This window comes from Marivita sp. (assembly GCF_020055635.1).
Taxonomy (GTDB): Bacteria; Pseudomonadota; Alphaproteobacteria; order Rhodobacterales; family Rhodobacteraceae; genus Marivita.
In genome coordinates, this window is sequence record NZ_JAIPUT010000101.1 from 1 (window position 1) to 8,412 (window position 8,412).

Here is an 8,412-nt window from a genome sequence, read left to right on the forward strand (position 1 = left end):
GTTGCCACCAGCATCGAGGTCAACGCCCCGGCCGAGTGTCTGGCGCCGGGCGAAGAAGGACTCTTCATTTTGTGAGGGTTGCGCCATCTTGTCGGTGAAGGCATCGAGCCATGCGACGTCTTCGTTCTTCGCCAATTGGGTCGTGTCGAGCTTGCCTTCGAGTGCAGCAGTGATGCGGGCATAATCGAAGCTGCCAGAGTGCTCGATCGCCCGTCCGATTTTCAGCCAGTGAGTTATCTGACCGGCTACGGACCGGCTATGCAGTTCCGCCTCGCGGCGGACAAACGCCATTACGTCGTCGGCAAGTTTCACGGATTGTGCCATGCTCGTCTCTCCTAGGCCATTCTTAGATAGCAAAATGCTACCCAATAGCCAAGGTTTGGAGGCTGTCGGACCCCTGAAGGCAAATGTTGGAGACATAACTGGTCACTTTGGCAGACTTGTATGTTCCAAAGTGGTATGGGACGGTTCTGATCGAGAAGGTTCTGCGGTCGTAGCAACAGGGGGCTGACCTGCCCGGGAAATCGCTGTAGAGGCAGGGCGGAAGACCTGATCGGAACCCTGCATGGCCGCGCCTTCTCCTTCGACCCCCTCTGAGACTGCCAAGGAAAAACGGCCGATGTTCAGCGAGCTGGACCGCGTGAACATCGCGTGGTTCTGGCATGAATACCTGAAATCCAAGACACCCTGGCTGGTGCTGGTGCTGGGCATGATCATGATTCAGGGTGTGGTCTACCAGCAGTTCCTTGCGCTGACCGAAGACGGGTTGCGAGTGATCTTCGAGAGCGGCGCGCTGACCGACCTGGTGCGGGTCTGCGGCATCGTCTTTGCGCTCTTTTCCACGCGTGCGCTGATGTCCTATCTCATCCCGCGCCTGTCGGTCTGGCTGGCCTCCGACGCGGTGATGAAGATGCGCCGCGATCTGATCGACCACCTGATGACGCTGGATCTGGCCTTTTTCGAGCGCACCCAGTCGGGCGAACTGATCCTGCGGCTGGTCAACCAGTCCCAGGCGCTGAGCCAGTTCGTGGGGCAGGCGACGGTGAACGCGGTGCGCGATGCGGCCACCATCCTGATCGTGTCGGGCTACCTGATCTACAAGTCGCCGCTCCTGTTTACCGCGGCGTTGATCATCCTGCCGACGATCCTGCTGCTGCTGCAGCACGTGTCCTCGAGCATCAAGCACATCCAGTCCACGGCGGAAAACGCGCTTGGCGCCTACATGACCGGCATCGACGAGATGTCGTCGGGCATGCGCACGGTCAAGATCGCCGGGCAGGAGCCGGTGGAGCGGGCGCGGCTGGTCAGCGCCACCGACAACATCCGCAACATCTCGATCCGGCTGCAATCGGCGCAGGCGCTGGTGATGCCGGCGATCGACATGATGGCGGCCTTTGTCTACGTTCTGGTGATCGGCGGCGGCGGCTACATGGTGCTGTCGGGGGATTTCGGCCTCGATGGGGCAGGGATCATCGCCTATCTCCTGGGGCTGGCGCTGATCTTTGATCCGGCGCGCACGCTGGCGGGATTCTTTGCCAAGCTTCAGGCCAACCTGATCCTGCTCGACGGCATCCGCAGCCTATACCGGGAAACCCCGGAAATCACCGATGCCCCCGATGCGCATGAGGATTTCGACCGCTCCGGCGACATCGCGCTGGAAGACGTGACCTTCAGCTATGACAAGGAATATCCGCTGTTCGAGGATCTTTCGATGCGCTTCGAAGGTGGCAAGGTGTCCGCCATCGTCGGCGCGACCGGATCGGGCAAGACAACGGTGCTCAGCCTGCTGACCCGGCTCTACGACGCGCAATCGGGCAAGGTGACAATCGGGGGCACACCGATCGGCAGCCTCAAGATCAAGGCGCTGCGCTCGTCGTTTTCGGTGGTGGCGCAGGACATCGTGATCTTCAACAGCTCGCTGGCCGACAACATCCGCTACGTGCGCCCCGATGCAACCGATGACCAGGTGCGCGCCGCCGCCGAAGCTGCCGAGATCGCCGAGCTGATGGATGCGCGCGGAGACAAGCCACTGGGTCCCAAGGGCAGCCAGCTTTCGGGCGGGCAGAAACAGCGCATCGCGATCGCGCGGGCCTTCCTGCGGGAATCCCCGATTCTGCTCTTGGACGAGGCGACATCGGCGCTCGACCAGAAGACCGAGGACAAGGTCAAGCGCGCGCTGAATCGCCTGTCCGAAGGCAAGACCACCCTCATCGTGGCGCACCGTCTGTCGGCGATCACCCATGCCGACTGGATTTACGTGCTGGATGCCGGTCGCGTGGTCGAGCAGGGCACCCATGCCGACCTTCTGGCGCAGGAAGGGCTCTATGCCGGCATGTACGGCGCGCAGCGGCAGAGCTACGGGTAATGATGTGCCGGACTGTCTCAGGCGGGACAGCTGCCTGAAGCTGACCAGCCTCGAACTCAAGCTGATCAAGATCGGCGCTCGTGTCGTGTGTCACGTCCGCGCCATCACCTTCCAACTGGCGGAAGTAGCCGTCACCGGTCCGATGGTCCGAGCCATCCTGGCCGTTATACGCCGACTTCGAGCGCCGCCGCTATGTGCATGGTTACGATCCTGACCCAAAGGCCGCGAAAATGGCTCCACAGGTTTGTCCGACGGGCTGAAAAACGCGGTTGCTGCCGCAGGATGATGCCGATTCACGGCCCGATCCGCCCAGCTACAGGCGTTTGCGCGACCGCAGACACCACTCGGGGGATAGCCAGTTAAACTGGCAAAATCAGACGATCTCGACATCAGGCGGTAGGTCACTTGGGGAATATCGGATTGGGTAGAGATAGATTTCAATATAACGGGAACTGATTCGAATACTATTCGATAAGAAAACGCGAATTGTGGCAAATTTGGGGTAATTAAGGATTAATTATGGCAAGTCGCGAACATGGCGACGAAAATACGGCTGGCTCGACAAACGGAAGTCTTAATCAGACTGCGTTTCCATCTAATGCTTGAAAATTCAAAAAAAACTACGTCAAGTTTACGCCGTGGGGCGATGTGGGCTAAATTTACAATGCAGGGAGAAATTAGAAGAAAGGATGTTTGCTCAATACGTAGCAGAAAATACTAAGTGCATTCTGACTTCAAGAAGAAATCCATTTTTTAAATATCACCTGCGGGTGTGCCTCTGATTAATGTGCATCGAACCTACAAAGAGAGTGACTTATGAAACATAGAAAAACGTTCCGGGATAGTCTCCGGTCAGATGACGGGACGGTGACAATTTTCTCCTTGTTCATGGTGGTCATGATCCTGCTCAGCGTTGGGGCCGCTGTTGACCTAATGCGTCAAGAATCAACGCGTGTCGCCTTGCAAAGCACCTTGGACCGCGCGGTGATTTCCGCGGCGGATCTCGACCAGGTCCAGGACCCGGCCTTTGTGGTCGAGGATTACCTGGGCAGGGCTGGGTTTGGCTCGGCGCTCAGCAGCGTGTCTATCGACTCTGCGCTGAATGCGCGCACGGTTTCAGCGGGTGGGTCAGTCGACATGGACACCTTCTTCATGCGCATGTCTGGCTTTGACACGTTAACGTCGTTAGCCCTCAGCACGGCCGATGAGCGCATCGAAAATGTCGAGATTTCGCTCGTGCTCGATATCTCGGGATCAATGCGATACAATGATCGGATGACCAACACGAAACCTGCGGCGCAGGCTTTCGTGAACAAAGTCATGTCCGAGGACTCGTCGGGTGTCACCACGCTTAATCTCGTGCCGTTTGCGGGGCATGTGAATCCGGGCGATACCCTGTTCGACTTCTTCCGGGGTGAACGTCCCAAGATCCAGAAGGAGGATACTGCCGACGAAACTGGGGCGACGGAGACAGAAACCTCCGACACGACGACGGAAGAAACGACAGAGCCAGCGCCGGCGCCGGACTATTTTGATCCCTGGGAACAGGCGATTTCCAACGTGGTGATCTATTTCGACACCGATGGCGACAATATTTACAACGGGGCGCACAAGATTGAAGGCTTCCCCGAAGGCGCGCCGCGTGACGCGGATGACTTCTTCGCCGGAGCGGTGGCCTATGCGATGGCCAATGATCCCAGAATCACGTCTTCCGAACAGTTTCTTGGCATTTCGATCAAGGGCGGACAGCAGACGACCCGCTATTTCCAGGTGAAGGGCGATCAGAACGGACCAAACTCAGATGTTGGGCCAACCAAGAACACTGGCAAGATCCCTGGCAAGACCTTCCAATACGGGAGCATCGATTTTGATAGTTGGGCCGCAAATTATGTCAGCCCGAACCCCGAACCCAGCGCAGACGAGCAAACATCCGGAGAAACAACGGAGACTGGCGGCACGGGTGACTCAGGCCAGAACGTCAACATGCCGTCCTCCTGCGTCGAGATCTACGATCACGAGTTCCTGACAACCGAACTCCCGGTATCCGAGGATTACGTTCCGCACTTCATGTTTTGGGATATCGAACCGACGGTGATGCAATGGGGCTGGTGCCCCGGCGAGGATGCGACCATTCAGTACTATTCTTCCGACCGCCAGGCGCTTGTCGATTATATCGACGGCATGCCGATGTATGACGGGACCGGGCTTCAATACGGGATGAAATACGCGCTGGCGCTACTTGATCCCTCTAACCGCGACGGCGTGAGCTATCTGATCTCGGAGGGGCTGGTAGATCCTGAATTCAATGGCCGTCCGATCGACTGGAATGATCCGGAAACCGAAAAATACATCGTCGTGATGACAGACGGCAAAACAACCGATCAATATCGGCCGAACGATCCGAGGGCAGCAATCAATGGCGAGGTCGAACTGGACAACCAGGGGTCGGGTGCTCATTACACCTTCGCGAGCCAGTCGGGAAACGTATCGAACCTGCTGGCCCAGTGCGACCTGGCCAAACAGCTGGGTGTTACGGTGTTCACCATTGCTTTCGAAACTGACGCCGCGGCAGCCAGCGATATGCGCGAATGCGCATCTTCGGTGAGCCATTTCTTCCATGTCCACGGATCAGAGATCTCGGATGCGTTCGACATGGTGGCACGTCAAATCAACAACCTGAGGCTAATCCAATGACAACAAGTCTAAAAAGCCTGACCTCACGCTTCTGTCGTGACGAGAGCGGATCGGCCACCATTGAGTTCGTTCTTCAGTTCTCGATTTTGATCACGATCCTGGCTGCTTCGGTTGATTTATCGAACATCAACATCCGTCACGCGATGCTGGAGCGATCGGTCGAAATTGCCGTGCGCGACATCCGGCTGAACACGGGTGATGTGCCGAGTTTCGAGGCCGTGCGCACTGCAATCTGCGAGGAGGCGGGCATCCTCCAAGAGTGCGAATCCAACCTAATGCTGGAAATGAAGCAGGTGGACCCGACGAATTTTGCCCCTCTGTCCGGCGTTCCGGACTGCATAAACGCACGCGAGGAGCCACGCCCGGTTCGCCAGTTCAATCCGGGTCAGGACAACGATCTGATGCTCCTGCGTGTCTGTTTCAAGTACAATCCGATCTTCCCGGCCACTCCGCTGGCCGCTGCGATGGATATAGATGACGAGGGTTATGCCATGATGGTTGTGCAATCCGCCTTCGTTCAGGAGCCGAGGTAACCCGCCATGCTGAAATCGCTTCATAGACGTATCAACTCCTTTGTGCGGGGGACGGACGGTAACATTTCAATCGAGACCGTGATCTTCGTGCCCTTCCTGGTGCTCTTGTTGACGGCAACCTATTCGTTCTTCGACGCCTTCCGCTACAAGTCGATGAACACCAAGGCCGCCTACACAATCTCGGATGCTATCTCGCGGCAGACCGATGCGGTTACCCCTGCGTTTCTAGATGGTATGGTGTCCACGCTGGAGTTCTTGACCCGGTCGGGCAGCCACTACTCGCTGCGGTTGACCACCGTGCAATACGATGCCGATGACAACAGCTATGATATCAAATGGTCGCAGGGCAGGGGGAAGTTCACCAGCATGCAGGCCACGGAACTGGCGAACCTGACCAATCGTTTGCCGACCCTGCTCGACAACGAGACGATCGTTGTGGTCGAGACGCATACTGAATACGAAGCACCTTTCAACATCGACGGCTATCTGCCCAGTGAGCTGTTCTACAACATGACGGTGACCCGTCCACGGTTTGCGCCGCAGCTCATCTGGTCCGATGGCTCGGAGTCAACCGATGGCACCGCCTGAGGCTTGGGCGCTTTTACTAAGTTCAATCAAGACCGTCCTGTGCGTTGTCGGGGAGCCCTTATACTACTCAAAGTCCGGCACGCTGCACGATATTTCTACTGCTGGCGCTAGTCGATGATTCAAACACGATGCTGCAGCAGGGTCTTCGAAATTACTCAATCTTGCCAGATCTTTTACCACTTTGTTTGGAGTTTGCTTAGCAAGATGGGCTGTCCCTTCCGGGTCTGAGTGTTTCTGAATGGTTTTCGACACTGCCATTATTGGGAGGTATGTAATATGAGAATTCTCGCCGTTGACGACGACCCGACCATGATCGAGCTTCTTGAGGTAATGCTCTTGGATCTTGGATATACGGACGTCACATTAGTAAGCGACGGACATCGCGTCATGAAACAGTTTGACGGGACTAGCGAGTTCGACTGCATTTTGCTCGACATCAATATGCCGAAAATCACTGGGATCGAGCTCTGCCGACTTATCCGGTCCGATGCCCGGTCTTCAGACATTCCAGTGGTCATGATGACCGCTTTGCGTGATCAGAAGTCCGCCGATGCAGCGTTCCGTGCCGGAGCGATCGATTATGTTAACAAACCGTTTGACATGATCGAGCTCGAAATGAGGCTGCGGTCGATTGCTCAACTCAACGAGAAGCGTCATAATAAAAGGGTTAACAAGGTGGAGTATCCGCCACTTAACCTGAAGTCGAAAAACGGACTTGAGAAAATCAAGTTAGATGAGATCGATGACCTCATCGACTACACGGCGCTCTGCAATTACTTGACGCATCTTTCGCTTGCAGGCTTGGAATCCCGTCAAGTCGTAGCAGTGAAGTTGATGCAATTCGGATACATTTTGGAGAGAACTTCGCCGCAGGAGCTAAGTTTTCTTCTATCCGAGATCGCTGGGGTCATTGCGAGCGAGTTCCATAAGTATGACTGTATGGTGGCCTATTGCGGCGATGGTGCTTTTCTCGTCGTGACCGACAAGTCGCGCCTCGAAGCCTCGGTTCAACTCGAAGAAAGTGTTTCGAATGCGCTAAACGAAAAGGCCCTCGAATTTGACGACGGGCTGGGGGTCTTTTTGGATGTGGCGATCAGCAATCCGATCCGACCGAACACAAGCAAGAAACAGCGAGTGCGTAAGACTTTCGACCGAGCCATTGGGCGCGCGGAACTCCGTTTGGGACGTAAAGCCAATATGGGGGGTGCGCGTACGTATGCGACCTCAAGGGGTCTGAGGCTTGTGGTTGCGGGGAGTGCCGATGACACATTCAGGTTGTGTTGACCCATGGAAGTAGCCGGGAATTTCCATCATTCGCTTCGTCCTTGGTGAAGGGTTTGCTGCATGATACAGATGATCTGATGCAGACCTTATCCGATCAATGGCGTCGGTCCGCAATCAACAGCCTTGCACGGGCCAGATCGCGGGGCAGGGTGATCTTGAAATTGTCCTCTGACCCCTCGACCACATGCACGGTGAGCCCCGCTTTGCGGGCGGTCTCTACATCATCCGCCGCATCGGCATCGCCATTGGCATGGGCCGCGAGAATGGCAGCGTAGCGAAAGCCCTGCGGCGTCTGCGCTCGCCACAAGCCCTCGCGCGACACGGGTGTCAGCGCCTCCGACCCTTCGGCTTTCCATAGCGCATCCACGACAGGCAGCGCTGCAAAAGCCCCGCCGACCTCTGCCAGCGGTGCCAGGACCGCGGCGATCAGGTCCGGCGAACAGAAGGGCCGCGCGGCGTCGTGGATCAGCACATGGTCCGGCCTGTCGGTCTGCAACGCCTCCAGCCCCAGCCGCACCGAGGCTGCCCGTGATGCGCCGCCCGAAACGGGTTCACGAAGGCGCAGATCATCAATTCCCGCCATCGCGGCATAATAGAGCGCCTGATCCCCGGGGTGGATCACGACGCGGAGCTGGTCAATGTCAGGCGATGCCAGAAATGCCTGCACCGTGTGCCACAGCACCGCGTGACCTGCTAAAGGCAGGTATTGCTTGGGCGTGTCCCGCATCATCCGGCTGCCACGGCCGGCGGCCACGATCAGCGCGGCATTGGTCATGAAGGCGTCCTCTCAGGCAAGCGTGTCGTCTCTGCGGCTCAAGTTCGTGTCCCTGTCTTCGAATGTCCGACCGGAACTCTATCGCCTGTTGATACGCGCGCTTGCGCCTGGCCGCCATCGGATCAGACGCAGCGCCGCCTGATTTTCCGGTCCCAGTTCCTGCTGAAGACGCG

Annotated in this window: 7 protein-coding genes and 1 pseudogene; 6 read left to right on the plus strand and 2 right to left on the minus strand. The window is 57.1% G+C overall.

What is annotated here, in order from left to right; all coding sequences use genetic code 11:
- Window positions 1-324: hypothetical protein (locus LCF60_RS22500; RefSeq protein WP_292294782.1), on the minus strand; the 324-nt coding region annotated here is incomplete at its 3' end.
- A gap of 295 nt (window positions 325-619) precedes the next feature.
- Between LCF60_RS22500 and LCF60_RS22505 the strand changes: the two genes are divergently transcribed.
- From LCF60_RS22505 to LCF60_RS22530, 6 genes and pseudogenes are all read left to right on the plus strand, one after another.
- On the plus strand, window positions 620-2,365 hold the full coding sequence (locus LCF60_RS22505) for an ABC transporter ATP-binding protein (RefSeq protein ID WP_292294783.1): 1,746 nt from the start codon (window positions 620-622) through the stop codon (window positions 2,363-2,365).
- A gap of 40 nt (window positions 2,366-2,405) precedes the next feature.
- A pseudogene (locus tag LCF60_RS22510) lies at window positions 2,406-2,579 on the plus strand (IS1380 family transposase); the annotation flags it as partial.
- Window positions 2,580-3,181: 602 nt separating this feature from the next.
- Window positions 3,182-5,059: a Tad domain-containing protein gene (locus LCF60_RS22515; protein WP_292294784.1), complete on the plus strand. Its 1,878-nt coding sequence runs from the start codon at window positions 3,182-3,184 to the stop codon at window positions 5,057-5,059.
- Window positions 5,056-5,592 carry a pilus assembly protein gene (locus LCF60_RS22520; RefSeq protein WP_292294785.1) on the plus strand — a complete coding sequence of 179 codons (537 nt, stop codon included), beginning with the start codon at window positions 5,056-5,058 and terminating at the stop codon, window positions 5,590-5,592. Before LCF60_RS22515 ends, LCF60_RS22520 begins: the two co-directional genes overlap by 4 nt.
- Window positions 5,593-5,598: 6 nt before the next feature.
- Window positions 5,599-6,180: a hypothetical protein gene (locus LCF60_RS22525; RefSeq protein WP_292294786.1), complete on the plus strand. Its 582-nt coding sequence runs from the start codon at window positions 5,599-5,601 to the stop codon at window positions 6,178-6,180.
- 276 nt (window positions 6,181-6,456) lie between these two features.
- Window positions 6,457-7,464, plus strand: a complete 1,008-nt coding sequence (locus LCF60_RS22530; RefSeq protein ID WP_292294787.1) for a response regulator — start codon at window positions 6,457-6,459, stop codon at window positions 7,462-7,464.
- 94 nt (window positions 7,465-7,558) lie between these two features.
- Here the strand turns inward: LCF60_RS22530 and ispD are convergent, their stop codons facing one another.
- Window positions 7,559-8,239: a 2-C-methyl-D-erythritol 4-phosphate cytidylyltransferase gene (ispD, locus tag LCF60_RS22535; RefSeq protein WP_292294788.1), complete on the minus strand. Its 681-nt coding sequence runs from the start codon at window positions 8,237-8,239 to the stop codon at window positions 7,559-7,561.
- Window positions 8,240-8,412: the final 173 nt, after the last annotated feature.

Bases quoted from the DNA above. Each gene is read 5' to 3' on its own strand.
- LCF60_RS22505 (WP_292294783.1), top strand. From the start codon at position 620: ATGTTCAGCGAGCTGGACCGCGTGAACATCGCGTGGTTCTGGCATGAA.
- LCF60_RS22515 (WP_292294784.1), top strand. From the start codon at position 3,182: ATGAAACATAGAAAAACGTTCCGGGATAGTCTCCGGTCAGATGACGGG.
- LCF60_RS22520 (WP_292294785.1), top strand. From the start codon at position 5,056: ATGACAACAAGTCTAAAAAGCCTGACCTCACGCTTCTGTCGTGACGAG.
- LCF60_RS22525 (WP_292294786.1), top strand. From the start codon at position 5,599: ATGCTGAAATCGCTTCATAGACGTATCAACTCCTTTGTGCGGGGGACG.
- LCF60_RS22530 (WP_292294787.1), top strand. From the start codon at position 6,457: ATGAGAATTCTCGCCGTTGACGACGACCCGACCATGATCGAGCTTCTT.
- ispD (WP_292294788.1), bottom strand. From the start codon at position 8,239: ATGACCAATGCCGCGCTGATCGTGGCCGCCGGCCGTGGCAGCCGGATG.